28 protein-coding genes are annotated in these 25,140 nt (G+C 42.5%); 5 read left to right on the top strand and 23 right to left on the bottom strand.

What is annotated here, in order from left to right:
- Nucleotides 1–14: 14 nt before the first annotated feature.
- The 10 genes from DW947_RS01060 to DW947_RS01105 form a co-directional block, all read right to left on the bottom strand.
- Nucleotides 15–1,559: a hypothetical protein gene (locus DW947_RS01060; protein ID WP_117922762.1), complete on the bottom strand. Its 1,545-nt coding sequence runs from the start codon at nucleotides 1,557–1,559 to the stop codon at nucleotides 15–17.
- Nucleotides 1,552–2,796 carry a hypothetical protein gene (locus tag DW947_RS01065; protein WP_057255945.1) on the bottom strand — a complete coding sequence of 415 codons (1,245 nt, stop codon included), beginning with the start codon at nucleotides 2,794–2,796 and terminating at the stop codon, nucleotides 1,552–1,554. The genes DW947_RS01060 and DW947_RS01065 overlap by 8 nt, the downstream gene beginning before the upstream one ends.
- A 1-nt stretch (nucleotide 2,797) precedes the next feature.
- Nucleotides 2,798–3,706, bottom strand: coding sequence for an NAD-dependent epimerase/dehydratase family protein (locus DW947_RS01070; RefSeq protein ID WP_057255947.1), 909 nt, complete (start codon nucleotides 3,704–3,706; stop codon nucleotides 2,798–2,800).
- A 15-nt stretch (nucleotides 3,707–3,721) separates the two neighbouring features.
- Complete coding sequence (locus tag DW947_RS01075) at nucleotides 3,722–4,150, bottom strand: hypothetical protein (protein ID WP_057255949.1); 429 nt, start codon at nucleotides 4,148–4,150, stop codon at nucleotides 3,722–3,724.
- Between the two features lies 1 nt (nucleotide 4,151).
- Complete coding sequence (gene rfbG, locus DW947_RS01080; RefSeq protein WP_057255951.1) at nucleotides 4,152–5,252, bottom strand: CDP-glucose 4,6-dehydratase; 1,101 nt, start codon at nucleotides 5,250–5,252, stop codon at nucleotides 4,152–4,154.
- 18 nt (nucleotides 5,253–5,270) lie between these two features.
- Nucleotides 5,271–6,044, bottom strand: a complete 774-nt coding sequence (gene rfbF, locus DW947_RS01085) for a glucose-1-phosphate cytidylyltransferase (protein ID WP_057256105.1) — start codon at nucleotides 6,042–6,044, stop codon at nucleotides 5,271–5,273.
- A 258-nt stretch (nucleotides 6,045–6,302) separates the two neighbouring features.
- Entirely contained in the window at nucleotides 6,303–7,424 is a 1,122-nt protein-coding gene (locus DW947_RS01090) for a hypothetical protein (protein WP_117962391.1), read from the bottom strand.
- A gap of 12 nt (nucleotides 7,425–7,436) precedes the next feature.
- The gene (locus tag DW947_RS01095) at nucleotides 7,437–8,915 is read right to left on the bottom strand and encodes an MBOAT family O-acyltransferase (RefSeq protein ID WP_057255958.1); all 1,479 of its coding nucleotides are present in this window, start codon (nucleotides 8,913–8,915) and stop codon (nucleotides 7,437–7,439) included.
- A gap of 24 nt (nucleotides 8,916–8,939) precedes the next feature.
- Nucleotides 8,940–9,176, bottom strand: coding sequence for an acyl carrier protein (locus tag DW947_RS01100; protein ID WP_057255960.1), 237 nt, complete (start codon nucleotides 9,174–9,176; stop codon nucleotides 8,940–8,942).
- A gap of 69 nt (nucleotides 9,177–9,245) precedes the next feature.
- Nucleotides 9,246–10,979: an HAD-IIIC family phosphatase gene (locus DW947_RS01105; RefSeq protein ID WP_117713479.1), complete on the bottom strand. Its 1,734-nt coding sequence runs from the start codon at nucleotides 10,977–10,979 to the stop codon at nucleotides 9,246–9,248.
- A 485-nt stretch (nucleotides 10,980–11,464) separates the two neighbouring features.
- On the opposite strand from DW947_RS01105, the gene DW947_RS01110 reads away from it, so the two are divergent.
- Nucleotides 11,465–12,085 carry a BT4734/BF3469 family protein gene (locus DW947_RS01110; RefSeq protein WP_172679966.1) on the top strand — a complete coding sequence of 207 codons (621 nt, stop codon included), beginning with the start codon at nucleotides 11,465–11,467 and terminating at the stop codon, nucleotides 12,083–12,085.
- A gap of 236 nt (nucleotides 12,086–12,321) precedes the next feature.
- Nucleotides 12,322–14,103 carry a DUF3987 domain-containing protein gene (locus tag DW947_RS01115; protein WP_117713478.1) on the top strand — a complete coding sequence of 594 codons (1,782 nt, stop codon included), beginning with the start codon at nucleotides 12,322–12,324 and terminating at the stop codon, nucleotides 14,101–14,103.
- Nucleotides 14,104–14,238: 135 nt separating this feature from the next.
- Here DW947_RS01115 and DW947_RS01120 read toward each other — a convergent pair whose 3' ends face one another.
- Complete coding sequence (locus DW947_RS01120; protein WP_057087746.1) at nucleotides 14,239–14,457, bottom strand: DUF4248 domain-containing protein; 219 nt, start codon at nucleotides 14,455–14,457, stop codon at nucleotides 14,239–14,241.
- A 209-nt stretch (nucleotides 14,458–14,666) separates the two neighbouring features.
- Here DW947_RS01120 and DW947_RS01125 point away from each other — a divergent pair, with 209 nt between their 5' ends.
- From DW947_RS01125 to DW947_RS01130, 3 genes are read left to right on the top strand one after another with little or no spacing between them, the layout of a single operon-like run.
- The gene (locus tag DW947_RS01125) at nucleotides 14,667–15,152 is read left to right on the top strand and encodes a DNA-binding protein (RefSeq protein ID WP_009038578.1); all 486 of its coding nucleotides are present in this window, start codon (nucleotides 14,667–14,669) and stop codon (nucleotides 15,150–15,152) included.
- 39 nt (nucleotides 15,153–15,191) lie between these two features.
- Entirely contained in the window at nucleotides 15,192–15,299 is a 108-nt protein-coding gene (locus DW947_RS21475) for a smalltalk protein (protein ID WP_005829485.1), read from the top strand.
- 2 nt (nucleotides 15,300–15,301) lie between these two features.
- A complete protein-coding gene (locus tag DW947_RS01130; protein ID WP_044468502.1) occupies nucleotides 15,302–15,715 on the top strand; it encodes an N-acetylmuramoyl-L-alanine amidase in 414 nt (137 codons plus the stop codon).
- Nucleotides 15,716–15,728: 13 nt separating this feature from the next.
- Here DW947_RS01130 and DW947_RS21480 read toward each other — a convergent pair whose 3' ends face one another.
- The 12 genes from DW947_RS21480 to pseB form a co-directional block, all read right to left on the bottom strand.
- Nucleotides 15,729–15,896: a hypothetical protein gene (locus tag DW947_RS21480; protein ID WP_153881083.1), complete on the bottom strand. Its 168-nt coding sequence runs from the start codon at nucleotides 15,894–15,896 to the stop codon at nucleotides 15,729–15,731.
- Nucleotides 15,897–15,970: 74 nt separating this feature from the next.
- The gene (locus DW947_RS01135) at nucleotides 15,971–16,366 is read right to left on the bottom strand and encodes a HEPN domain-containing protein (RefSeq protein ID WP_034529826.1); all 396 of its coding nucleotides are present in this window, start codon (nucleotides 16,364–16,366) and stop codon (nucleotides 15,971–15,973) included.
- Nucleotides 16,366–16,689 carry a nucleotidyltransferase domain-containing protein gene (locus DW947_RS01140; RefSeq protein ID WP_371413541.1) on the bottom strand — a complete coding sequence of 108 codons (324 nt, stop codon included), beginning with the start codon at nucleotides 16,687–16,689 and terminating at the stop codon, nucleotides 16,366–16,368. The genes DW947_RS01135 and DW947_RS01140 overlap by 1 nt, the downstream gene beginning before the upstream one ends.
- Before the next feature lie 79 nt (nucleotides 16,690–16,768).
- Entirely contained in the window at nucleotides 16,769–17,782 is a 1,014-nt protein-coding gene (gene pseI, locus DW947_RS01145; RefSeq protein WP_117681554.1) for a pseudaminic acid synthase, read from the bottom strand.
- Nucleotides 17,783–19,225: a UDP-2,4-diacetamido-2,4,6-trideoxy-beta-L-altropyranose hydrolase gene (gene pseG / locus DW947_RS01150; RefSeq protein ID WP_117681553.1), complete on the bottom strand. Its 1,443-nt coding sequence runs from the start codon at nucleotides 19,223–19,225 to the stop codon at nucleotides 17,783–17,785. It lies immediately after the preceding gene.
- Between the two features lie 47 nt (nucleotides 19,226–19,272).
- Nucleotides 19,273–19,584 carry a DUF6922 domain-containing protein gene (locus DW947_RS01155; protein WP_081028963.1) on the bottom strand — a complete coding sequence of 104 codons (312 nt, stop codon included), beginning with the start codon at nucleotides 19,582–19,584 and terminating at the stop codon, nucleotides 19,273–19,275.
- 63 nt (nucleotides 19,585–19,647) lie between these two features.
- Nucleotides 19,648–19,941, bottom strand: a complete 294-nt coding sequence (locus DW947_RS01160) for a nucleotidyltransferase family protein (RefSeq protein WP_117713476.1) — start codon at nucleotides 19,939–19,941, stop codon at nucleotides 19,648–19,650.
- Between the two features lie 73 nt (nucleotides 19,942–20,014).
- Nucleotides 20,015–21,322 (bottom strand): aminotransferase class III-fold pyridoxal phosphate-dependent enzyme, encoded by a 1,308-nt coding sequence (locus DW947_RS01165; RefSeq protein WP_057255971.1) that lies wholly within the window; start codon nucleotides 21,320–21,322, stop codon nucleotides 20,015–20,017.
- 11 nt (nucleotides 21,323–21,333) lie between these two features.
- Nucleotides 21,334–22,089 carry a cytidylyltransferase domain-containing protein gene (locus DW947_RS01170; protein WP_057255973.1) on the bottom strand — a complete coding sequence of 252 codons (756 nt, stop codon included), beginning with the start codon at nucleotides 22,087–22,089 and terminating at the stop codon, nucleotides 21,334–21,336.
- A complete protein-coding gene (locus DW947_RS01175) occupies nucleotides 22,086–22,949 on the bottom strand; it encodes an aldo/keto reductase (protein WP_057255975.1) in 864 nt (287 codons plus the stop codon). Before DW947_RS01175 ends, DW947_RS01170 begins: the two co-directional genes overlap by 4 nt.
- On the bottom strand, nucleotides 22,946–24,109 hold the full coding sequence (gene pseC / locus DW947_RS01180) for a UDP-4-amino-4,6-dideoxy-N-acetyl-beta-L-altrosamine transaminase (protein WP_057255976.1): 1,164 nt from the start codon (nucleotides 24,107–24,109) through the stop codon (nucleotides 22,946–22,948). Before pseC ends, DW947_RS01175 begins: the two co-directional genes overlap by 4 nt.
- A complete protein-coding gene (gene pseB, locus DW947_RS01185) occupies nucleotides 24,106–25,128 on the bottom strand; it encodes a UDP-N-acetylglucosamine 4,6-dehydratase (inverting) (RefSeq protein ID WP_057255978.1) in 1,023 nt (340 codons plus the stop codon). The genes pseC and pseB overlap by 4 nt, the downstream gene beginning before the upstream one ends.
- Nucleotides 25,129–25,140: the final 12 nt, after the last annotated feature.

The following is a 25,140-nucleotide window of genomic DNA, read 5'->3' on the forward strand; positions in this document are numbered from 1 at the left end:
CGAAATCAAAAAAACTATTTATTACGCTTCATAACAGAAGCACTGACTGCAAAAACACGTTCTCTAAACAATCTATTTATCAATATATTCAGTCCCCACACAGCAGCAGAGATACCCATTACGCATACCATTACGAACAACAAATCAATTCTGGCAGTTCCAAATGGAATACAATGATAAGCGATTAATGAGAGTATTAGAGCCGGAATAGCACTATATATGACAGGTCGAAGAAAAAGTATATTCATATACTTCCAAAAGCCAATCTGAATATTTGACAGTGAAAACAATATACATACAAAAGCTGAAATAGCAAATGCCAGCAATTTACTGAATGCAAATGAATAGAGCCCATAAGTATCTATCAATAAACAAATAACACTCCAGTACACCACTGGTACAATCATACTTACAATTGATATTGCTTTTACTTGTTTCAATGCCGTTTGCAAGAATGATAATGGATAAGTAATATAAGCAAGTAAAAAACATCCAACCAATAGCTGAAACACTAAAACAGAAGAAGCGTAATCATCCCCCACCCATGCAAACACAAAAGGCTTAGCTAAGCACATAAGTGCTATTAAAGGAGGAATAACCAAAACTGAAGAAAACGAAATCAAAGTTCTGCAAAATGAAGCCAAACCCTGAAAGTCAGATTCGCCAACGAAATAATTGAATCTCACATTATAAGGAGAAAAGAAGATTGCAAAAGCAGATCGAATGAATGAGGCTATTGAGAAAGCAATTGCATAATATGCCACAGCCTGAACTCCTAAGAATTTACCGATAGCCAAAGAGTCTAACTCATAATATAAAATCCATGACACACAAGCTAAAATTCCACTGAAGGCCAAACTCTTCATCTTGCTGAAAACAACTTTATTATATCTGCAAACACGAAAAATAGATATGAATCCGTAAGAAAATTCTTTAGATTTCCAAAGCATATACACAGCCGCGCAACACAAGACGATTTGTGAAAATCCATAGTATCCTACTATATCATATCTACCATTGAAGAAGACAAGAGGAACAGACGCTATTCTTACCAATGCCCCCAATATTTGTACCTTTTGAACTTTATAGTCCAATAGTCTGACATTATATATTAGAAATACATATTTCTGGACAACATAAACCGGGATACTCAGTGATAAAATTAAAAGCAGCTTTTGGGCAATATAAAATTCCTCAGAACCAGGATTTATGCCTGACAGAATGATGCATGGATTATAAGAAAAGCAAAGAAAGAGCAAAAGCATTACAGATGCTATAACAGAATAAACAAAAGTAGCCTGGCCTACATACGACTTTTCTTCTTCGATTTTTCCACTTACAAAACACTCCGACGCAAATTTAGTACCAGCATTTATAAAGCCCAAATCAGCATATGACAAAAATATAGTCATACCTACACATAAACTATAAACGCCATAAACGCCCGGCATGGAGCTTAACGATGGAACAACTATAAAAAGAGAAACAAAACTAAGCACAAAAGAAATCGCCTGCCATATATATATCTTCAGATATTTCAGGGAATAGCTATTATCCATTGGGCAGTAGTTCTTTTATTTTAGACATATCAACAACCGGATTAATATATTTATCAATCAGTGCATGTGATGCCACAATGTTATGCTGCAAATGATCAACCAATTCACTTATTGATTTCGCAATAGGCATTTCTTCTTCACTACCATCAAAAGGGGGGACAACTTCATAACCTATAATTGTGTGTGGTTCAAAAGCAAAAAAGGGAATACCGCATAGGAAGGCGTCGAACATGACCGTAGAAGCAGGAGATACAATAGCAGTTTTATCTGACAGGCAATCCATCAAAGACTTGTCATCTAATGTATAAAAGTCAGAATCAATAAACTTTTTATACCACTCTCCGTTTTCCGACGGATGAAGTCTCAGCGTAGCTTTATTAACGCCTACTCGCTTGAGCGCTTCTTCTACCATATAAATATAATCAATCGAAAGACCTCTATTCTCAATCGGACGTTTTACGCTGTCACTTGGCGCACCGGAAATTGCGCGACTCAGAACCAACACATTATCAAAAGAAGCAGGATGAGTGTCTGGGAATTTTTGACCAGAATATTTTGCATTGCCCATTACAATCACTTTATTTGCATTAACTCCGGCATTAACACACAATTCTTTCATCCTATCACCCCATACGCATAAATAGTCTGCTCTATTATTATCTATAGCATTGTAAGAACCGGCAGGCAGTCCATGCAGATATATCATTGATTTAACACCCACATTTTTGCAAGCAGATATCGCAATTCTATTTATTGCAGTCATATCATTTGCAAAAATCACAAGTTTTATATGATTGCATTGAAGAAAATTCTCAAAAAATGAACGGAAATTGTAAACTCTATCTATGAAATATTCGCTTAATAAAAAATTAAAGTCACCATAATCCAACCCATTTGCCACCGCAGCATATTCAGTGCTTAGTCTGAAACCCGGATCAGCATGCCAAGGAAGCATACACACCTTATAACCTTCTTCCTTTAGTTTGTCATTGATTCCCCAGTTTGCGTAAGCTTCTGATAAGATAGCTCCATCAAAATCAATATTGCTAACTTTCCGCTTGAATGAAGCCAAATAATTACGGATGCGATATTTCAACTGTCGTTTGTGTCCAAATGGCGTTTTAAAGTGATTACCAAAGTAATAAACACGTGTATCCAACTCGTATTGTATCCAATCGAGATATTCGGTTCGATTTGGATACACCTCGAATAATGTATCTATATATGTATGTGCCATATTATTGTTTGTTTAAATAACGTTCTATTCCTACTTTCAGCTCAATCTGCGCTTTCCATTGGATTAATTCTATATTCTTGGCTATAGGAGCTACTGCATACATTGTGTCTCTATCTCGATAGGCTCTAGCTCCCCAATTGATATTACAACGGCGTTTGGACACCGATTCAATAATCTTCGCAACCTCCCTGACAGTTGTACCCCGACCTGTGCCAAGATGAAAGTCTTCTCCGTTTTTCTCTAACATACAAAAAGAACAATGATTCTGAATCACATAGATGAGAAATCGGGAAATATCATCCACATGAATAAAATCAAGGATTTGTTCTCCTCCCGTCATCTCTATTGCCGCGGGTGCATCCAGCGATTCAATGATGTAATCCATCAAACGCTTCACTGTAGGATTGCCTCCATACACAGTATAGGGTACTGCTGTAATATATTTGAATGCATATAATCCGGCATAATAATTCAAGAAAGTTCGGAATGCAGTCTTTGTGGCCGAATAAAGGTATGCGCTATCAAACTGCTGCACCCCTAATCTATATTCAGCAAAAGAACCGGTGTTTACGAACAATTTTAGCGAAGGACAATTAGACAGTACAGACAGCAACTGAACTCCATAAGTAATATTTGAAGCAATTAAGGAATCTATTATCCGGATGTCATTGTCGGCAGTGCTCAATGCTGCCAAATGAATCACTATATTGGGATTAAAAGCCCTTACCATGTCCCAATTGTCCGCAGATGTATGCACAAAGTTAGTAAACCTATCCTGAGGAAACAATAACTCAGCCTTTTCTACAGAACGATTCAGTGTCAGAACTTCAACATCCGGACAAACAGAACAAAGCTGCGGTAATAGGTTCTGACCGATAAAGCCCGTAGCACCGGTGATAAGAATCTTCATAATAATTGAGAGGGATTAGAAATTATAAGGGATATCGCTGAGAGCTACGCGACTGGCTTCCTCAGGGTCGTGAGGTTCGGGAATAATATCCATAAGCATGGAAACGCCTTCGCCTACTCCATAGAATGCCATCCAAAGACCCGGAGCCACTGTCAAGCGTTGGTAGTTGAATTCTGGAGATAGAATGATTTCTTCAAAACTACCTTTCGTTGCACTACTTTCACGATCGTCATAAACAACGAACTTAACCGCACCTACAGGAACAATAAGATTCAGTGTCATACGATTGTGGCGCTTCCAGCCTTTAGCCTGCCCTTGCTCGATTTGAGAAAAGTATGCTTCACCAAAGCCACAATATCCTTCGTCAGTAGACTTCATGGCATGGTAAATATCGCCTTTGGGCACCGTGATATGCTTTAAGGGGTGCAATGTTACGCCTTCCATACTATTCCGCCCAATTAAGTCCCTGCTTTTTTGCAGAATCTACGTATGCCTCAATCTGCTTTACAGTAAGAGCATACATATCTTCGTAACGGTCAATATAGAAAGCCTTGTACCAATCAGCAATAAACTTTACACACTCTTCATAATGGAGGGTAGAATGCCAATTGAGATAAACAAGAGCTTTATCACAGTTAAGTTTAAGTAGGGTTGCTTCTTTAAAAGGAACATTGCCTGTCAGCTTAGCAGCTTGATCTTTATCCAACCCCCACAATGTAGCCAAATCTTGTACCAATTCAAATACAGTCTTGGTTTGCTCTGCACGAGGACCAAAGTTAAAAGGCTCGCCGTTCTCTACCTTACCTTCATAAAGATACTGCCCCAGATTTAAATAGCCACTCAAGGGTTCCAATACATGCTGCCAAGGGCGGGTTGCCTTCGGACTCCGGATTTCCACAGTTTCTTGATTCGAGAAAGCTTTTACACAATCTACAATAATGCGGTCTTTGGCCCAATCGCCACCACCTATCACGTTGCCTGCACGGGCAACGCCCAATTTAATGTTAGGCATAGACTGAATAAATGAATTCCAATAGCATTTGATGGTGAGTTCGGCTGCTCCTTTAGAACCTGAATATACATCCTTACCACCTACTGCATCGGTCTCACGATAACCCCAAATCCATTCTACATTTTCGTAAACCTTGTCGCTGGTAAGAAGTACACAAGTACATTCCCAAGTAATATTGCGGATAGCTTCAAGCACGGAAGCAGTACCTACTACATTGGTTGTAATGGTATCGAAAGGCTCTTTATAAGAAGTAGAGACTATAGCTTGTGCGGCCAAATGGAAAAGAAAGTCTGGTTTTACCCGCTGCACATAATCGTTCATCTCCTCACGATTGCGAATATCACCAAAATGGTGATGAATTTTTTTGTCCAATCCCAGTGTTTCAAACATTGAGGGATTGGTAGGAACGTCGTTAGAGTAGCCATAAACCTCAGCACCCACCATGAGCAACCATGCAGAGAGCCAACTACCTTTGAAACCAGTATTGCCGGTCACAAGGACTTTCTTACCTTTATATACGTTGTTAAATGCCATATTATTAATCGTTACTAATTATTTCCAGATTTTCCAAGGCGCATTTCCCGTGGACCAAAGTTTCTCTAAATGTTGTTTCTCGCGCAGAGTGTCCATACATTGCCAAAAGCCATGATGAACAAAAGCCTTTAATTCCGATTCGGCGGCTAATTGCTTCAGAGGTTCTTGCTCAAACACCGTGTTATCTCCCTCAATATATTCAAGCACTGAAGGTTCTAATACGAAAAAACCAATATTAATCAGATTGCCATCTAAATCAGACTTTTCTCTGAAAGCTCTGACTGTTCCGTCTTTTATATCTAATACACCTTTATTTTGACCGAAATTATATACCGAAACAGTGGCTAATTTACCATGACTCTTATGGAAATCCAGCAACTCCTTAAGGTTTACATCGCCCACTGCATCTCCGTAATTAAGCATGAAGGGCTCATTTCCCACATAGTCTTTTATCCTCTTGATTCTTCCACCGGTCATTGTGCCAAGCCCCGTATCAATAACCGTTACCTTCCATGGCTCAATATGCTTTTGATGCACAATCACTTCATTGCCATTGGTAAAATCAAAAGTAATATCCGATGTATGAAGGAAGTAGTCCGAAAACCATTCTTTAATTTTATGCTGCTTATATCCGGCACAGATTATAAACTCATTAACTCCATAGTATGAATATACTTTCATCAAATGCCACAAAATAGGCATCCCACCTATTTCTATCATAGGCTTAGGCTTGTAAGCAGATTCTTCAGATATTCGAGTACCGAATCCGCCAGCAAGAATAACGACTTTCATATTGATTTTATTATTTGTTTTATATCTAAGAAGACTTCTTTTAGTTAAAGCATTGATTACCTTATTTTCAAACCTACTTCTTCCTGATAACATTTAGGCTTTTACATATAAATACACCAATCCTTGCATTGATGGGTATAATCGTAAAGTAGATAAACCTATATTAAAGGGATAAATTCTTCAATAAATAAGGATTTTTGGTTATGTAGGTCCGAACAAAGGGATATCTAATCAACTACACGATAAGAGCCTAATAATTTATTCCCTTGCTACCCCTACAACCGGATAGTTTTGTAGTATATCACTCAGACATTTACCATCTTTAAAGTAGCAAGATAAAACAGGATACTTTTCAACAATCTGTATCACCATTTTCAAGTAAGTACGATCGGAACCATGAAAGCCGTCAATATACTCAGGATTGGGGCTATTCAGAATTCCACCATCACTATAATCGAAAAAAAAGGCTTGGGGATATGAAGCAAATATAGGAGAGATTTCATCATATAGTTTCTGCATATAGATATACTTATCTCCCATTCCCTCCATATGGTTCCATACTTTAGGCGAAAAGGGCGGTAAATAAGATAACACAAGAATACTGTTTTGTTGACAATAAGTAATCAGATTCGCAAGTGTCTTCAAAGATTGATTATTCACCACTTGACAATAATCCCAACGAGAGTCTGTCCCACTATCAATAATAGACAACAACTGATTAAAATCGGTATCGGAATTTTTGCATGGTTCCGCATAGATTGCACCATAATAGTAAGAGCCGTCAGGACGGTAACCATTCTGATTCATCTTAGCATTCATGCCTATACATAATGTATCCTTTATCAAGGTTTCAAAGCCAATTTTGCACGTAACAAAATCACTTACTACTTTAGATAAATTAGACAATATAATATTATTGAAATCATAGTTATATTCATAATTAGCAGTTCTTCCATCGCCCCAAACCTCCTTAAAAAAGAATTGATCCAAACAAAATATAACTACCTTAGGTGTAAAAGTAAGACGTTCCAGAAAGGGTCGCACCTCATCTAATCGAAACACACAACCTCCTGCATTATAGAAAGAATATTCATCAGCAAACCACTCTTCCCGAAATTGCATTACACGCGAAGTACCCACTGCAAGGATATCGGGATGCAACTTATTAGACATCCTCAACTTAAAAGCTTTATCATTGTCTTGATACCCCCAACCTACAAGTTTTTCAATACCTTGTTTACGAGCTTCCGCCATCTCTTCTACTACTCTATCAAGTGTTTTGAGTTCACCACCCTTATACAGCACCCACGATGAAAAGACACAAAATATCAACGCCGGAACAGCGACCCATAGCAACTTAAATATATATTGTTTCATCATTCTTTGTATAGTTTAAAATTGGAAATACATGAAGGTGGCTGTTACACCTTGGAAGAAAAGGATGGCAAGAATGATTGCTTGATAAATCAGGTAACGTACATATTTATTGCTTACATCCGTTACCAGGCAAAGCCCATACTCCCTCTTTCGATTCTTCCATTCAATAACTATCAGAGCCAATGAAGTAAGTACAGGAACAAGCAATGTCTTTTCCGAAATAATAAATTGACCAATTATTCCGTGATTAGGTACTGTAGCCATCTCTGTTATCATCCGCCACACATAATCACCCGCCACGGTTACACTGGGTGCTGCAAAGATTATCAAACCCAGAGTAACGAGCAGATAGGTGCCTAACATCTTTCCGAGATCTTGTAATCGGGGCAAGCCATATTTACCCACTATTTCCTTGCGTTTTTTCATAAAGGAACCATTCATTACCAAAGGAATGAAAAGCAAACCGTGATAGAGACCGAAAAGTGCAAAGGTATAGTTTGCACCATGCCACATTCCTACTGCCATTAAGTTTATGATAACCGCCAACAATATGCCTTTGAGCCCCCAATCTCGAAAACGTATATTTAAAGGCATAAAGACATAGTCAGTAAGCCATGAAGTGAGCGACATATGCCAACGACGCCAATATTCTGCAACATTGTGGGCGAAAAAGGGGTAATTAAAGTTCTTCGCAACTTTGATACCCAAAAGTTTACCTACACCAATAGCCATATCAGAATAGCCTGAAAAATCTGTATACATTTGAAAGGTGTAGAGTAAAGCATTCGCAAACAACAAGTTTCCTGGTAAACTCTCATAATTACCCCATGCACCGGAAGTAATCATGGCCAAATTATCGGCTATCACCATCTTCTTAAACATCCCCCACAGAATTTGGCGGCTTCCATCTACAACCATAGCATAGTCGAACGTACGACTATGAGAGAGTTGTCCTAAGAACTGTTTGGGACGGTCAATCGGACCGGACAAGATAGTAGGGAAAAAACCAATGTAAGTAGCAAAAGCTACAAGATTACGACAAGGCTCTATGTGTCGGCGATGAACTTCTATCACATAGCTGATAAGCTTAAAGGTAAAAAAGCTTATACCAAGCGGCATTATAATAGAAAAAGCATACCCATTGGTATGAAGGCCGACTGCATTAAAAAAGTTGCTAAATGATTCAACAAAGAAGTTGAGGTACTTAAAGTAAAGAAGAATGCTTATCCCTCCCAATACACTAAAAGTAGTCAAAAAAGAAGCTTTCTTTTCATCTTTTTCATTATAATATCCTATCGCAATACCCAGACCATAGAAGAATAAGGTAGTAAAAATGAGCAGTGGAAGCATGCGCCACTCAGTATACCCGTAAAAAAAGTAACTGGCAACAAGCAGCCATAGATTTTGTCTTTTTCCATCCTTTCCCTTCAGCAGGTAATATACAATGAAAACTACTGCAAAAAAGAGAAGGAAGCTGATTGAATTAACGACCATTATTGTCCCTTGTTTTTGCTATGATTATTTAGTGGCAATACAAGCAATCATCTCTCCCAAATTGTTCCAAGAGAGTATTTCCTTTGAGGTGAATTTAATTTTAAAATGCTTCTCAATGGCTACAATAAGCTGGATATGGCTCAATGAGTCCCATTCCTCAATGTCATCGGCAGAAGTATCATTATTTAATACAATCTCTTCGTTATCCAAGACATCGCGGAAGATGTCCTGCACCTTCACTAAAATTTCAGTTTTCTCCATTGTTCTTTGTTTTTTAGATGATTTTTTAATATGGAAAGTAGAGGAGCTATTTCGCTCCAATTTGTTAATCTATTTCGAATTATTTGATTTTATATAGCACTCTCTTACTTGATAACTTTCTACCAACAGTTCGTACTGTGCAGTTTCGACACCCTCTATCTTGCAGAATCCCAAACGTGGATAATGCTCCTCTACCATCTGATTTTTAGCAGTAGGCAGATATTCACCCACAATACGGAAGATACCATGAGTACGAGCGTAATCCACAATCGTATTAAGTGTAAAGTTCTCCATGCCACGCTTCAGTACACGGCAACTCATAAACCAGGTGTTGATAAAGAGTGTTCCCATGTCCTGCTTCTCACCGATGACAACACAAATCAACCCATTATCGCCAAACTTGTCGGACAAGGTAAATGAGAAAGTAACATAGCGTTCATCCGCTTCAATGGCAGAAATTTCGGTATCTGTGTAGCGTACCGTACGAAGGTTGAACTGATTGCTGCGTTGCGACAGCTGCGCCACACGAGGAGTGTTGAATTTATTGAAACCACCTACCTCACTCACCATATTGAGTGACTTCAAAAAATCGGCCTCATTGGTAAAGCTCCTCTGTAGCGATACACGCTTGGCTTCTACCTGATATTGTCTAGTACGATCTTTGTCACCTTCATTATAGCTGGCTGTCTCAAATAAATTCTGTGTATAAAGAAATTCCAAATACTCACCCGGATCTTCGGGCAACTCGGGTACGGTGACATCTGGAACATGTTCGCGCACCATATTGCGCTCGAAGGGATTGTCATCAAGGAACACCATCGAGTCAAATCCTATGTTAAGAATATCCCGAATGGTGCGAATGTTATCTGCCTTGTTCTCCCAGTTAGCAACAAAAACTGCAATGTCATCAAGTTTGAGGACCATCTCAGGGTTTTTCTCGAACGGTTCTTTGGCTTTACTCTCATCATTCTTGCTACATACTGCAATGATAATACCCCTGTTCTTAAGCTTCTTTACCCATTCTTGAAATTCAGTGAAGGCTTTGCCGATACCCAGTCCGTGCCCTACCTGAATATTCTCCCATCCGTCATCACCGACTACGCCACCCCATATCGTATTATCGAGATCAAGAACAAGGCATTTCTTAAATCTCCCTTCGACAGCACATATAATATCGAAAGTACGTGCAGCCACATAAGGCAAAGCATCAATACTCAGAACCATTTCGGTACTCACATATACCATGCTGTCGAACATAAAATTACGGCCAAATTTATTCTGCAAACCTGCAATATCACAAATGAAAAGATTGGGATATTCTTGGGCCAGATTCATCAGTTCAAAGTTGAGCTTACGCACTTGGTAAGTAAATGATGAACAAACTTTATTGGCATAGCTACCGAACACAGTATCCTCTATTTCAGGATAGTTATAGACAATGATACGGCCTTGCACAATGTCAGCTAAGGAACGCAGAAAGTCAATACGCCCGTCAGCCAGACCGGATTGCTGTCCAGTGGGCATCAAGCTATATTTTTCAAGGAGTTTGTGGGTAGACTGAAACACCACAATGTAGTCAGCATTAAAGGTATGGAAATCCGACGAGAGATCCAACACTTGTCTTTCTACTTGATTATATTCCGCCTCGAAAAGGTTTATATGATAGCCATGCTCTACACCCATACCACGCAAGGCAATGGCAAGAAATTGGGTGGCAGTATCGCCCAAAAGCGCAAGTTTCTTCACTGAGAGCGAGGCAGCATCCCGCTTCAAATTCCTTTTAAGTTGTTGAAAAGTAAACATTTTTAATCTTTATCTTTGAATGTTATTTTTGTATTTCCCTTTTTAGTACTCAAATTAGAGTACCTTCTCTTATTCCCTCTTTCTCACCTTAAACCATTCATCCAGCCACCCATTAATCACCCGCCTGATTTCCTCATCCTCCAAATCCCTGAAATAGTAGAAAATCAGCGACAAGTAGGCGCTTAGTCTTGCATCGAGCCCTTTTTTATATGGATATACGTTTTTGTACTGATATGAGCTTCCAAAGTAAGTTCCGCGATAGTAATCTTTCTCATTTTACGTAAAGTTTCGATAAAAGCACCCAATGAAGAGTGCATACAGTTTTCATTCATGTCAATTTTCGGTTATGTGAATTGTATAATAGTTTCTATAATGTTATAGATTGTTATTTATGCTTTAGCGTGCTTAAAATCTTTTCCGTATACGGAAAAGATTGGGTGAAATAAGTTACCTAACTTTGCACAATAATTTTAAAGAAAAATACGATGAAAAACACTCTTAAAATGTCGCTATTCATGCCGCCCATCTCACCGGTAAAGGATGCGGCGACCGGAAAAACCGTGAAAAGCGCCACGCTGACTCCGCTGCGGACTATGAGTCTCGAGGAAGTGTACAAACTAATCACCTCCAATGAACGCCTTGCCACGCTGACACTTGCTGTAAGAGACGCCGCACTGCGAGGCGACGAAAACGCCTGCCGACGCCTGAAGCAGCAAACACTGCCTTACGTCACTCCCTGCGGAGTATTCACCCGCCGCCGGAGCGACTGCCTGATGGAGCCGTCGGGACTGGTGGTGGTGGACATCGACCACCTCGAATCGGCCGAGGAAGCCGAAAATCTAAAACAACAGCTATTCGTAGACTCTTATCTTAGCCCCACACTGGTGTTCGTCAGTCCCACCGGACGGGGTGTGAAAGCCTTCGTGCCCTATGCCTCCGGGCAAACGGCCTCCGAAGGAATTGGCTGGGCCATGAGCTACGTGCACTGCATGTACGATGCTGATTACCGGCAACCCGGAAAGGGTGTGGATACATCGGGCAAAGACCCCGTGCGGGCTTGCTTCCTCTGTCACGACCCGGGGGCGCTGCTCAGAATCAATGAATAATCAAAGGATTTTCTTTCTCAACTACTACCCCGCCCTTCGGGCAGAGGCTGTGTCAAGACTCTTACAAGCATATCATTAGCTTCGCTCAAAACATCTTTCTATTTTTTACGCTAATGTATAGTCTGTCATGCAGAACGTAGTGAAGCATCTCTTCTCCTATTCACAAAGAGAGTAGATTCTTCGGGCTAAAGCCCTCTGAATGACTATAAATCATAAACTATAAATCAAAAATTCCAATGGAATCAATCTCATCACTACATCTCCTGGCCGAAGCCGTAAGGAGTGCGGGAGCCGACATTGCTCCCACTTATCAAGAGTATATCCAACTGGCCTTTGCCATTGCCAACGACTGCGGCGAAGCAGGCCGTCCTGATTTTCTGGCTCTGTGCAGCCCGTCTCCGAAGTACGACCCGCAAGCGGCCGACAAGCTCTTCAGCAATGCACTGAAGACCGGACGCAACGACGTGCACATAGGCTCCGTATTCCACCTGGCCGAGCTTTGCGGCGTAAAGGTACATCCGGAAACTCCGCCCGCCATTGGTACACTTGGTACACAAGGTTCACCCGGCTCTTCTTCCTCACACACACGCGTACGCGAGGACGACCCTGCGCCCGACAGCGATCCGCTGGCGCCCCTGCCCACTTTCGACGAACGCATCCATTGGCCCCATCCGCTGGAGTGCATCGCAAAATGCGGTACCTCCCGTGCTCAATACGACGTGCTTCTGCTGGGGGCCATCACCGTGCTGGGTGCCGGTATGGGACAGCATGTGCGAAGTTCCTATGGCGGAAAAATGATGTCGCCCTGCCTGCAAACCTTTGTGGTGGCACCGCCCGCATCGGGCAAGGGTGTGCTGTCGCTGGTGCGCCTGCTGGCCGAACCCATACACGATGAAATACGCAAGCAGGTGGCCGAAGGCATGGCATGCTACCGCCGTGAAAAAGCAAAGTACGACACACTGGGCAAAGAACGCGGGAAAACCGAAACTCCCGTGATGCCGGCCAACAAGATGTTCCTCATATCGGGCAACAATACCGGAACGGGCATCCTGCAAAACCTGATGGACTCTGACGGCACCGGCCTGATATGCGAAAGCGAAGCCGATACCATCTCCACCGCCATCGGCTCGGAGTACGGACACTGGAGCGACACCATGCGCAAAGCCTTCGACCACGACCGGCTGTCGTACAACCGGCGCACCGACCAAGAATACCGCGAAGTGAAAAAGACTTATCTTTCCGTACTTCTGTCGGGCACTCCGGCACAGGTGAAACCGCTGATACCCACTTCGGAAAACGGGCTCTTCTCTCGCCAAATTTTCTACTACATGCCTGCCATACACCACTGGCAAAACCAGTTCGACCGCAACGACAGCGACCTCGAAGAAACCTTCACCGCATTGGCCCTGGAGTGGAAGGACAAGCTGAAGGCCATTGTCATGGGCGGGCTGTTCACCCTGCGCCTCACCGACGGCCAGAAGAAGGAATTCAACCAACTGTTTTCCAACCTCTTCGTGCGCTCCGGACTGGCCAACGGCAACGAGATGTCGAGCAGCGTGGCACGTCTGGCTATCAACATCTGCCGCATCATGGAAGTGGTGGCCATGCTCCGTGTGCTGGAGCAGGGAGAGATAGCCTCCTCGCCTCACGTATCGCCCGACCGGGGCACCTCTCCGGATAATCTGAAAGACCGCATCATCACTCTTTGGGACCTCTACATCACCCCCGACGACTTTCATGCCGTGCTTTCACTGGCCGAGAGCCTTTACCGGCACACCACCCACATCCTCTCCTTCCTGCCCAAGACCGAAGTGACAAGCCGCGGCAATGCCGACCGGGATGCGCTGGTAGGCAGTATGGAGGAAGAATTCACACGGGCCTCTTTCCTGCAGAAAGCCGAAGCAATGGGCATCAAGCCCGAAACGGCCTCCACCTGGCTGAAGCGTATGCAGAAGCACGGGCTGGTGGAAAGCGTGGATGGCAAGGGCACTTACCACAAACCAACGCAGAGAGGATGAAGAATATGAATGCCGAAACACCTTATATACGCGCACCCGTGTGTGAAGCAAAGGGACGAATGAACCTCTGTACCAAGTGTACCAACCTCAGGTTTACGCTTCCCAAGCTGACCTTTACGTTGCCCAACCTCAGGTTTAAGGTTCTCCAAGTGCAGCCACTATCAGCCTCACCTGGGCAGGCGTATAGGAGCGTGAACGGGAAGAACCGCCCAAGGCGGAAAGCCCGTCACGCAGGTCGGGACAAAGGTCTATCCAGTGTTTCAGTTTGCGGAAGGCAGCTTCCGGACAAAGATTGGGGCAATAGATTTGGGCCAATTCGGTACGCCCGTATGTACGTATGACAAAACAATCCATAGTTGACAGTTATGATTTATATTTCATCAAAAGTAACCATAAATCATGACATTATCAAACATACAAGCGTAAATAACCAACTAAAACCGACCGAAACTGACCGGAACCGACCGGAACCGACAAACGCCCGTATCCACACCCTTATCTTTGCATCGTTGAGTTCAACACAGCAAACGTTTTTATCTTTTAACCTTTAATTTTTAATCCGTATGATTCGTTACAAAAAGTATCAAGTGACGGGCGAAGACAGCCCACTGAAAGGCCTCTGGTATGCACGCCCCGTAATCGAAGAAACCTTCGACATCGAAAAGCTGGCCAAGCACATGTCCAATCACAACACCCCCTATTCGAGTGGTGTCATCAAGGGAGTACTGGCCGACATGGTTTCCTGCACCAAGGAGCTGATTCTGGACGGCAAGAACGTGAAACTGGACGACCTTGCCATCTTCTCCGTAGGAATCGTCAGCAAGAAAGGGGCGCAATCTGCTGCCGACTTCTCGCTGGCCAACAACGTGAAGGGGCTGAAGCTCCGCGCCCGTGCCACCGGCGAACTGAGTAATGCCCAAATCAACCTGGATGGACAGCTGAAGGAATCTTCCCTGTACACCGTAGGCGGAAAAGCTCCCGATGGCAGTGGTTCCGACGGCGGTTCCGGAGGAAGTGACGGTGATCAAGGCGAGAATCCGTTAGGATGAGAATAATTACAAATTACTAATTATCAATTACCAATCATCATGAGTGAAGACAAAAAGTCAAAATCCGTGTGGGGCATTGTCCTCAAAGTAATCATCACCGTAGCTACCGCCATAGCGGGAGCTTTAGGTCTGGGCGCTTGCAAATAGCCATGCGTACGATTACCCTGCTCATTGTTCATTGCTCAGCCACGCCTCAAGGCGTGGCCCTGGGCTTTGAGGATTGCCGCCGCGACCACATCCACCACCGCGGCTTCCGTGACATCGGCTATCATTTCTATCTGACCCGCAACGGCGAAATACACCGCGGCCGCCCGTTGGAAAAAATAGGTGCGCATTGCCTCAATCACAACCGCCACTCCATCGGCATCTGTTACGAAGGAGGGTTGGATGCCGAAGGCTGTCCTGCTGATACCCGCACTTTGGAGCAGAAGGCTTCGTTGCTGGCACTGCTACGCGAGTTGAAACGCATCTTTCCACGGGCACTGATTATTGGACATCACGACTTGAATCCGGTGAAAGCTTGTCCGTGCTTCGATGCGGAAAGGGAGTATAGGGGGCTGTAAAAGGCTCCCTTTTTTATTCTATATCCAAAATCATCAACCCCATGCGCACTTCTTTATTGGGGATATCCAGCGTATAAAGATGTGTAAGCGGAGAATAATTCTTTATCGTCACATACCCGCTTTGGTAAAGCAATGGGGTGATATTTGTCATTCGTTCCGTAGGGGCATTGTTTACTTGCAAAGGAACAAAATCTGTTCGTATTTTGCTAACGAAGGGGGATGAAAGATACTAAAAAAAGAGGGGAAGAAGGAAATCTATTTTTCTGTAATCAATCTATCAACTTCACTTATCAAAAATGAAATCTGAGGGTACAAATTATCAATTTCATCTTTGGTAAACTCTTTGAAATCATCATAATCACTTGACTGCCTTTTATCGTAAATTTTAGAAAAGATGCGCCCGCATTCAGACGACAACAAATTCGTCTTTACAAAATGAAGTCCAAAAGCTTGTCGAACTCCCATGTGACTTTTCACTTCAATTCCATGCAAAATCAACAATGCTGAAACCATATGAAAACAAGCGTAATACATCCTATTTACAGCAGAATTCCATAGTTCATTATCTATCAAGACATCAACATCATGCATCAAGTCACATGCCTTTTGACGCCTATAATTGACAATATCACGCTTTATATCCTCTTCCATCACAGCAACACACCATCTTTCATTACATTATAATAAAATACAGTCTTTCTCTTTGCTGCCTCCCAAGCTTTACGAGTCATCACAATCGGGCTAATAATAGTACCTGTTTCTATTTCCAAATCATATATTGGAGCAGTAATGACATCCTCCTCCATAGGAGAAACTGTATCTTTATCCACTAAAATCAGAATATCAATGTCACTATTCTGTTTTGCCTCTCCACGTGCCTCAGAACCATAAAGAATAGTCTGAGAGTTGGGAGCAACACTCTTTATCATATATTTCAGACGCTTCACCAATTCCTTGCGATTCATATAGACTATGTTTTTAGTGTTTAGACTACCGCAAAGATAGTTTTATTTTTAAGAATTGCAGTAACAATATTCTCTTTTTTGATGACCTCTAACTATTCACGAACTCCCATGCAAATCTCGTTCCTTTCTCCAAATCCTGATTTACTTTCTTTCCCAATATATCTTTCAGATACTTAGGGTGCAAACCGAAGCCCGGACGAACGGAGCGAACGTTCTGCTCTGTAATCACTTCTCCGGCTTTCATATCCTCGGCTACATAGAGCGAACGGGAGAACTCCCTTCCCGACTTCATCTTATCAGTAAGTTCATACGATACTGAGCCGATAGCCGCTTCGGCCATGCGTATATCTTTCACCATTTGGGCAAACTCCTGCTCGTTCATTGAGAATGAGGCATCGGGGCCGCCAATACTACGGTCGATAATAAAATGCTTTTCAATCATGGTTGCACCTTGTGTCACAGCCACTACGGCAGACACACTGCCAATGGTATGATCGGACAAACCGGACTTCACTCCATAGCGCTCGGCTAAATCCTTTATCATGCACAGATTGGCTTCCTCAATGGGGGCAGGATAAGAGGAGGTGCATTTCAACAGCGTAATATCATCATTGCCCGCCGCACGGCAAGTATCTACAGCCAACTGAATGTCTTCTTCAGTGGCAATGCCGGTAGACATCACCATCGGTTTCATCTTCTTGGCGGCATACTCTATCAAAGGAATATCCGTAATTTCAAAAGAGGCAATCTTATAAATAGGGTTGCCCAAGGACTCCAAGAAATCTACCGCAGTTTTATCAAACGGTGATGAAAAACAGATAAGTCCTTCCTCCTTGGCCACACGAAACAATTCTTCGTGCCACTCCCAAGGGGTATAGGCTTGCTTATAAAGATCGTACAAACGAGTTCCATCCCAGATTGTACCTTGCTTAATCTTAAAATCATCAGCACGGCAATCCACCGTTATAGTGTCAGCCGTATAAGTTTGCAACTTTACGGCATCGGCACCGGATTTCTTGGCAGCAACGATAGTATCTATAGCTATTTGCTTATTTCCATTATGATTAGCAGATAATTCTGCTATTATCATTACCTTACTCATCTATTTGTTCAAGTCTTTAATTAAATAATCATATTCATCATCATTGGATATTTGTCTATACCCCAATTTCAAATGAAAGTGCAACGACCGGCTATTACTCCTCAATACCTTTGCCATAACAGAAGTCACCTGCTGTTCCTGAAGAAATTCAGACAAGGTGTTTTCAATCAACACAGCATCTCCATTTCCCCAAAACTCCGGCAATATAAATAGCCCGCGCTCCAAATGCGTGGCTGAACTATATTCTATATTTACAGAACCAAGAAGTTGTTCTTCCCGATAAACGGCCATATATATCTTCTTATACTGAACACTCAGGCTGTCTACAAACTTCAGGTGGGATTCCCAAAGAATAGGCTCCGTATGCGCCATTTGAATACGCACCTTTTCTTCATTTCTTGCCTGCCATATCAATAATTGCTTGTCTTTATCCAAAATTCTATAATCAACAAATTTCAGTCCATTCTTCTTTATCTCTATAGGAACAAACATATTTTGAAACAGCCTTCTATAACGCAATGACACTAAAGAAAAATCCATTGTATGCAAAGAATTGATTTTTTCTACAATCAAAGAATAATTCATCTCTGCAAAGTCCAAATTCAACAAGTTCCCCAAAGGATATATTAAATTATTTGCGGCATATTCAGCATAAACTTCCTTTTGGTTGTCTACATAATATCCGGCAACAACGGGTAATTGTTGGGACAATGCTTCCAAGCACACTGTGCTGGTCGGCACAAAAGCAATATCTGATTGTCTAAAGAGCTCTGACATCTCGGATGCAGACAAATTGTGCTGATAAGAAACCTTTGAAGAGCAATGCAATGTATCCAATTGGTATTTATCACCTACTATCGCAATTATCTGTTTCACAGTCTTTTCTTTTTGCAAAAAAGATACAAAGCGAGTGGTCAAATCATTCTTGTCGGAACCACCAAAACAGACAATGGCTTTTTCTATCTTTCTATTTTTCCGCTGTATTTGTGGCAATTGTAGAAACGGCAAGCGCAACAGTGCCCAAGCATAACCCAAGCACAACTGCGTGTAAGGTTCTGTACTAAATAAATTTCCATTGGTTATTCCGTGATTAATCACAACATCGGCCACATAGTGCTTGTCGTGCATATCGTCAATGCACACCAGGCGACAGCCTTTTTGCTTGATGGCACGCTGGTAATCGGTAGTGAAGAAATAATTGTCGAGCACCACGATTTCATCACCTTGCAGATGGGAAAGGAAATCAGCAGAATGCGTTTCTTCCTGCAAGGGGATGAAAGGACATACCTTCTCCATCTCCTCTACTTGATAAGGGGTAGGATGACAAGTAAAAAAGGTACAATCGAAATCATCCTTTAACATATCGGCCAAAGCCAAGGTACGGATAAAATGGCCGTAACCGATAGTAGCGCTTGCATCGGCACGGAAGTAGATTTTTCTCAAGGAAGGGAAATGAATTAAATTGAAATTATTGGAAATTCTTCACCACATCAGGCACAAGAGTTCCAGAGTGTGGGCTTCGACTGTGCCGTATGATAACATCTATATTCTTCTTTTGACGTGCCGGACAAGAGGCAAATATAAGAAAGACAAACCGGATCAAGTGTCCGCATCTGCTTACATAACTCTACAATGCGATGCAAACCATAATACGCACGTATCAAACGCCAATCATCAAGATTGCCATACTCAAGTACTCGCTGAACCACTTGTTGAGGGCAGGCATCCATAGAAGCTTGAGACATATCAATGTCCCAGTACAAAAAGGGTGACAACTTACTCAAGCATTCTTTTTCGTCCATATAGAGTTTCTTTTGCTACAAAAAAACAAATGAAGAAAACATCAAAAGAAGAATGCTTCTTTTTTATGCATAAATGCCTTCCTCCATAATGTTCTGTCTCAATATTCCGTCCATATCTTCACGCAATCTTACGATATCTACCGCGCAGCCAAATAAGAGTTGAAGCTCTTCTTTAATATGAACCAAACTGAACATGCTGGGTGTTTGCAATTCAATACAAACATCCACATCGCTCTCCGCCGTCTGTTCACCACGTGCCACGGAGCCAAATATTCCCATACGCATAATGCCATATTTATAGGCATTTTCAGCCATATATTTACGTAGAAGAGCAATGTATTCAGACGTTGTTTTCATGCTTTTGCTATTTTATCTTAACCTTTTATGGTCTAAAAAATAAGATTTTTAAATAACAAAACCACATTTCAAATCAATTCAAACGTTTGAATCCGGATTGACAAACGGGACCTTCCAATGCTTTCATTACATCACGACCATCTTCAAACTCACGGATTTGGGCAAAAACCTTATCCAATTCATAGAAATATCCGTCTATGATTTCAGGTGTATGGGCAATGCAAGTGTACATACTTGTCCCTGCCAAATATCCCTTTTTCAGCATTTCTTGAGTGACAAAAGTCTTATATGCTAGATAATTCTTGCTCTTGAAGGTATAGCCGGCTAAAGCAGGAATACCCCATTGTTCTATTTGTAGGCCATATTTATCAGCCAGCTCCTGCCAACGTTTCTTGTTGTCGTTACCTATCTCAGTAATAATTTCCCAAGATTTGGTACGTTCCATAACTTTCAAAGCTGCCAATGCAGCAGTCGGGCCGATACGTTCCGTCCAGAATGTACTGCTAATCCATGAACCTTGCGCAGCTTCCATGATATTCTTTCTTCCGACAACTGCACAGATACCATAACCATTACCCAACGTCTTACTGAAAATGGCCATATCCGGTTCAACACCGTATTTAAGATATAAGCCACCGAAAGTTTCACGGAATCCACTCGTACATTCATCGAAAATGAGTACGATGCCACGTTCAGTAGCAAGATTTCGGACTTTCTGCAGGAAATTGTCTTCCGGACCGAAGTTACGGCACACCTCCATCTTGATGGCTGCCAAATCGGGGTTCTTATTCACTATATCAAGTAATTCATCAAAATTATTATAATGAAAAGGTATGGAAGTTCCACGTAACCCCCTGGGTACACCGTCAGTCGGAATGCCAGGAAGAAGATGACCAGCAAGTGCATCCGATTCGCCAAGGTTTACTGAAACATACCAGTCGTGCCAACCGTGGTAACCACAAATAGCTACTTTATCTTTGCCTGAGAAGGCACGGGCAATACGTACACAAACGGCATTGGCCTCGCCGCCACCACGTGTATAGCGAACACCGCTAGCCCAAGGATTCAATTCAATCATTCTTTCTGCCAAATATACTTCTTCAGGGCAATTAAAAGTGGTCAAATTTCCGTCTTTAACTACTTTCATGACAGCTTCATCCACTTCATCATTGGCATAGCCAAGAGTATTAGTGCCAACGCCCATCAAGAAACAGTCATAATAATGATTACCGTCAAGATCCCATACTTCACATCCCTTTGATTTACTGAAATATGAAGGCCAGTTCTCAGGCAACAGTTGTTCAGGTCTCTTTGATAACAACATGGTTCCACCTGGAATCATCTGTTTTGCTTTCTTGTAAAGGTCTTGTCCTTTTCCCATAATAAAATTAATTAATCGTTCAATAATGACTTGTCATAGCCTTCATTACGAGAGTAGTGTTGGTTTATGGCTTTTATGTTTTCATGAGAATCGAGATAAGCTACATAGTCCGCACAACTTTTCTCTATACCCAATTGCTCTATCAGGTTCTTCACCAATGCAAAGTCATCAGGAGTATCTACTGTTATGCGCTCTTTTGACCAATCCTCATCATTAGCTACATTTATGGATTTGAATAGCTTACCTCCCTTGACTGTCGAGTTTTTCCAGATGTACGGCGTGACATGCTCACGTTCGCTCTGCAAAGCTGCCTCTTGCCACGCTCTTTCCAAAACAGAATATTTAAATACTTCCACATCCATTCCATCCGGATAAGTCAGCATCAAAGTATTGGATACATAATCGCACCCTGATTCAATACAAGCTGCAATTGTCTTGTCAATTATCTCAGGATCTATCAAAGGACAATCTGAAGTAATACGAACCACATAATCAGGATGTTCTGGCTTTGCTGTTTGATAGAAACGGTCCAATACATCATTGACTGAACCTTGATAGGATTCAACACCTACTTTGTCGGCAATGTTGATAATATATTCGGCACCTTCTTCCGTGGTCGTAGCCACTTTTAGTTTCGAGATAAGTTTTGATTGCAGAATACGGTGTAAATGGATTTCCAACAAGGTCATTCCACACACCTCTTTCAAGATTTTGGCCGGTAAACGGGTAGAACCATAACGGGCCTGAGTTATTGCTAATATTTTCATTTCCAATTCACTGGGTTTAATAGTTCTTTTTCTGATACGTTGATTGATGAAATAAAATCAATATCTTCCTGCCGAAGCCCATTTTGTAAAGCATCAACATTTGCTTGCAATTGCTGACAATTATCCACTCCTATAAGAACTCCATCAATATTTGGATGAGAAACTACATAGTTCAAAGCCAGCTGTTCCATAGAAATACCACTGATGCCACAATATTCATGCAGTTTCTCCAAATATTTTTTCATTGGCAGCAACTTGTCTGTCAATTTACGCACGTTTTTAAAAAAAAGTCCCTGCAGAAACACCGAGCGAGTGTGTATCTCTACTCCGCATTGTTTGAGATAGAGAAGATAGGTATCAAACTGACGATCAAAGAGATTATAAGGAAACTGCAGAACGTCAAATACAACCTCATTATCCAGCAAATATTGCAGTTGATCAGTATTATAGAGTGAAAAACCTATTTTATCTATCTTTCCCTCTGCTTTGAGATCTTTCATTTTTTCCCATAATTGCGGATGAGACTGATAGAACTCGAAATGATGTACAAGATATCCATATAACTTCTTCTGTTGGAGTTTCTCTAAAGAAGAAGCAAATATGGCAGCAACACTATTTTCGGACTGAGGGTATTTGGAGATAATATGAAACTGAAGGTTATTCTCTGAAAGCGATTTACCTAATACGCTTTCACTGGTTCCGTAAGCAGAAGATGTATCAATTTTCTTAATTCCACTCTCTTTTGCCAATTGCAGAATCTTATTGACCTCACTCTGCTGAACTTGCCCAGACTGATTATTGACGCCATAATCAAGCCCGAACTGTACCGTACCGAGAACAAGTTTATTTGCGTAATTCATTTTGTTACAAATTCAATCACTTTCTCTATTACATATCCTTGCTCCTCATCCGTCAGCGTGGGATACATCGGCAGACTCAAACAGTGCTCGTAATACTCTTCCACTACAGGCAAGTCTCCTTTCTTATTACCCAACTGCTGATAGTAAGGCATCAGATGGAGAGGGGCATAATGCACCTGAGCATAAACATTGTTTTCGTGCAGGTAATTGTAAAGACCTAAACGGTTGGCTACCTGAATGACATAGAGATGATAGGCATGATAAGCATCGGCAGCATTGAATGGAGTCTTGATGCCATCTATTCCGGAAAACGCTTCATTATAGCGTTTCACGATTTCATGGCGGCGTTCAAGACCTGCTTTCGCACGCTCTAACTGAGAAATACCCAATGCAGCCTGAAAATCAGTCAGCCGGTAATTGTAGCCTAACTCCTGCATCTCGTAATACCAACCACCCTGATGCTCGTGCAGCAAAGCGGGGTCTTTGGTGATGCCGTGGGTACGGAACAGACAGAGTTTGTCGTAAAGCTCCTTGCTGTTGGTGGTAACCATTCCACCCTCGCCCGTAGCAATATGCTTCACAGGGTGGAAGGAGAACACGGCGAGGTCGGCAAAATTGCCATTGCCGCAGTATTGTTCGTTTCCTTTTTTATCCAGAAAATATCCTCCGGGAGCATGGCAGGCGTCTTCGAGAATCCATAGGCCGTATTCGTCGGCCAGTTTCTTAAATGCTTCCATATCCAAAGGATAGCCCGCAAAATCAACGGGAACAATGCCTTTGTAAGTGCCGCGGGGGGCAGCCTTTAGCATGGCCTCCAATTTGTGGATATCCATGAGGTAGGTATCCTTGTCGATATCACAGAACACCACCTCGCCACCGCAATAACGGATGCAGTTGGCACTGGCAGCAAAAGTCATCGGGGTGACGATAACCTTATCTCCGGGCTTTACGCCCAGAGCCGTAGCAGAAAGGTGCAGTCCGGAAGTGGCATTGTTTACGGCTACGGCAAACTTGGCGCCTACATATCCGGCAAACTTCGTTTCAAATTCTTTTATTTTGGGACCTTGCGTCAAGTAATCGCTCTTCAAGGTCTCGATAACTGCCCGGATATCCTCGTCGGTGATATGCTGGCGGCCGTAAGGAATAGGCTTTGCGGTCATTTCACCTCAAAATTAGGGTCGACGTATTTCTTGATGTTCTCGCGCATGGACTCTACGGTTTCCCAGTCTACATTGTTGTCGCTGCTGTAGTGAAAGCCGTCGGGCACGGGCACTGCATTGTGATGCTTGAGATACGTCTCACGATTGTGCTTATAGGATACAGAGGGAAGGATGACGTAATACCGGCCCAAGTCTATCGTATCGAGGGCATCGGTCACCGTAATCATCTCTTCGTGCAGCTTCTCGCCCGGACGGATGCCCACTTCTACTTGCGGCAGATTGGGAGCGATGGCGGTGGCTATATCTTTGATGCGGTAGGAAGGAATCTTCGGAATGAAGATTTCACCGCCCAGATGATGGCCGATGGCATACATCACCAGTGCCACACCGGCTTCGAGCGAGATGTTGAAGCGGGTCATGCGCATATCGGTAATGGGGAGCTCGGTAGCTCCGCTGTCGCGCTTATTGATAAAGAAGGGAATCACGGAACCGCGGGAGCCCATCACATTGCCATAGCGAACCACGGAGAAGCGGATGTCCTTGGAACCGCTGATGTTGTTGGCAGCAGTAAAGAGCTTGTCCGATGTGAGCTTGGTGGCGCCGTAAAGGTTGATAGGGGCACAAGCCTTGTCGGTGGAGAGTGCCACTACGTGTTGAACACCGGTAGCAAGGGCGGCTTTAATCACGTTCTGCGCACCGTGCACATTGGTTTTAATGCATTCTTCAGGATTGTATTCAGCGGTATCTACCTGCTTGATGGCAGCTGCATGGATAATCACATCCACTCCTTCGCAAGCACGCGTCAAGCGTTCGAGGTCGCGAACATCACCGATGAAGTAGCGCATCTGCGGATAGTTTTTCTCAGAATACTTCTGCTTCAGCTCGAATTGTTTCAGCTCATCGCGAGAGTAAATAATGATTTTCTTTACTTGAGGATAATCACGAAGTATGGTTTCCACAAACTTCTTGCCGAAGGAACCTGTTCCTCCGGTAATCAATACGGATTTGTTATTAAGCATTATAGTGTAACT

The sequence above is a fragment of the Bacteroides sp. AM44-19 genome, from assembly GCF_003603395.1.
Lineage (GTDB): Bacteria > Bacteroidota > Bacteroidia > Bacteroidales > Bacteroidaceae > Bacteroides > Bacteroides uniformis.

What these genes read in the sequence shown, in the direction of transcription:
- DW947_RS01060 (WP_117922762.1), bottom strand. Translation starts at nt 1,559, where the DNA reads ATGGATAATAGCTATTCCCTGAAATATCTGAAGATATATATATGGCAG.
- DW947_RS01065 (WP_057255945.1), bottom strand. Translation starts at nt 2,796, where the DNA reads ATGGCACATACATATATAGATACATTATTCGAGGTGTATCCAAATCGA.
- DW947_RS01070 (WP_057255947.1), bottom strand. Translation starts at nt 3,706, where the DNA reads ATGAAGATTCTTATCACCGGTGCTACGGGCTTTATCGGTCAGAACCTA.
- DW947_RS01075 (WP_057255949.1), bottom strand. Translation starts at nt 4,150, where the DNA reads ATGGAAGGCGTAACATTGCACCCCTTAAAGCATATCACGGTGCCCAAA.
- rfbG (WP_057255951.1), bottom strand. Translation starts at nt 5,252, where the DNA reads ATGGCATTTAACAACGTATATAAAGGTAAGAAAGTCCTTGTGACCGGC.
- rfbF (WP_057256105.1), bottom strand. Translation starts at nt 6,044, where the DNA reads ATGAAAGTCGTTATTCTTGCTGGCGGATTCGGTACTCGAATATCTGAA.
- DW947_RS01090 (WP_117962391.1), bottom strand. Translation starts at nt 7,424, where the DNA reads ATGATGAAACAATATATATTTAAGTTGCTATGGGTCGCTGTTCCGGCG.
- DW947_RS01095 (WP_057255958.1), bottom strand. Translation starts at nt 8,915, where the DNA reads ATGGTCGTTAATTCAATCAGCTTCCTTCTCTTTTTTGCAGTAGTTTTC.
- DW947_RS01100 (WP_057255960.1), bottom strand. Translation starts at nt 9,176, where the DNA reads ATGGAGAAAACTGAAATTTTAGTGAAGGTGCAGGACATCTTCCGCGAT.
- DW947_RS01105 (WP_117713479.1), bottom strand. Translation starts at nt 10,979, where the DNA reads ATGTTTACTTTTCAACAACTTAAAAGGAATTTGAAGCGGGATGCTGCC.
- DW947_RS01110 (WP_172679966.1), top strand. Translation starts at nt 11,465, where the DNA reads ATGAAAAACACTCTTAAAATGTCGCTATTCATGCCGCCCATCTCACCG.
- DW947_RS01115 (WP_117713478.1), top strand. Translation starts at nt 12,322, where the DNA reads ATGGAATCAATCTCATCACTACATCTCCTGGCCGAAGCCGTAAGGAGT.
- DW947_RS01120 (WP_057087746.1), bottom strand. Translation starts at nt 14,457, where the DNA reads ATGGATTGTTTTGTCATACGTACATACGGGCGTACCGAATTGGCCCAA.
- DW947_RS01125 (WP_009038578.1), top strand. Translation starts at nt 14,667, where the DNA reads ATGATTCGTTACAAAAAGTATCAAGTGACGGGCGAAGACAGCCCACTG.
- DW947_RS21475 (WP_005829485.1), top strand. Translation starts at nt 15,192, where the DNA reads ATGAGTGAAGACAAAAAGTCAAAATCCGTGTGGGGCATTGTCCTCAAA.
- DW947_RS01130 (WP_044468502.1), top strand. Translation starts at nt 15,302, where the DNA reads ATGCGTACGATTACCCTGCTCATTGTTCATTGCTCAGCCACGCCTCAA.
- DW947_RS01135 (WP_034529826.1), bottom strand. Translation starts at nt 16,366, where the DNA reads ATGGAAGAGGATATAAAGCGTGATATTGTCAATTATAGGCGTCAAAAG.
- pseI (WP_117681554.1), bottom strand. Translation starts at nt 17,782, where the DNA reads ATGAGTAAGGTAATGATAATAGCAGAATTATCTGCTAATCATAATGGA.
- DW947_RS01155 (WP_081028963.1), bottom strand. Translation starts at nt 19,584, where the DNA reads ATGGACGAAAAAGAATGCTTGAGTAAGTTGTCACCCTTTTTGTACTGG.
- DW947_RS01160 (WP_117713476.1), bottom strand. Translation starts at nt 19,941, where the DNA reads ATGAAAACAACGTCTGAATACATTGCTCTTCTACGTAAATATATGGCT.
- DW947_RS01165 (WP_057255971.1), bottom strand. Translation starts at nt 21,322, where the DNA reads ATGGGAAAAGGACAAGACCTTTACAAGAAAGCAAAACAGATGATTCCA.
- DW947_RS01170 (WP_057255973.1), bottom strand. Translation starts at nt 22,089, where the DNA reads ATGAAAATATTAGCAATAACTCAGGCCCGTTATGGTTCTACCCGTTTA.
- DW947_RS01175 (WP_057255975.1), bottom strand. Translation starts at nt 22,949, where the DNA reads ATGAATTACGCAAATAAACTTGTTCTCGGTACGGTACAGTTCGGGCTT.
- pseC (WP_057255976.1), bottom strand. Translation starts at nt 24,109, where the DNA reads ATGACCGCAAAGCCTATTCCTTACGGCCGCCAGCATATCACCGACGAG.
- pseB (WP_057255978.1), bottom strand. Translation starts at nt 25,128, where the DNA reads ATGCTTAATAACAAATCCGTATTGATTACCGGAGGAACAGGTTCCTTC.